Genomic DNA, 563 nt, shown 5'->3' on the forward strand with positions numbered 1-563 from the left:
GATTTCGCCGACAGCACCGCCACCGGCGAGGCCATCTTCACCGCGCTGCACGCGATCAGCGCCACCGCGGTCGCCGGCGGCGGACCGTCGCCGCCGCCCATCACCGAGCCGACCGTCGCGATCGCCTGTAGCGCGGTGAAGATGGCCTCGCCGGTGGCGGTGCTGTCGGCGAAATCCAGCTTCTTCAGCGCGTCGATGGTGGCCTGGTGTTGCGGGGTCGGCGGGACCAGCAGGTAGGGCGTGCCGGCGAACCCGACCAGGCCGAGGTTGATGCCGGGGGTGAGCTGGCCGGCGAACTGGGAGGCGGCCTGTTCGGCGGCCTTGAGCCGGTTGGGTTCGACGTCGGTCGCCCGCATGGACTGCGACATGTCGATCGCCAGCATGATGACGGCGCGATTGCGCGGGATGCGCATGTCGTGGGTGGGGGTGGCCAGCGCGATGGTCAACAGCGCCAGGCTCAGCAGCGACACGGCGATCGGCAGGTGCCGCCACGGCGACTGCGGCACCGGGGTGTCGGTGTAGCGGTGCAGCCGTTGGCGGCGCCGGGCCGCGACGTAAACGTA

1 protein-coding gene is annotated in these 563 nt (G+C 71.2%); it reads right to left on the bottom strand.

The window, feature by feature from the left end:
- Positions 1 to 563, bottom strand: a 563-nt coding sequence (locus A9W96_RS09305; RefSeq protein WP_231999637.1) for a VWA domain-containing protein, incomplete at both ends; no start/stop codon positions are given.

The organism is Mycobacterium sp. 1245852.3, assembly GCF_001669335.1.
In the GTDB taxonomy this organism is placed as follows: Bacteria; Actinomycetota; Actinomycetes; order Mycobacteriales; family Mycobacteriaceae; genus Mycobacterium; species Mycobacterium europaeum_A.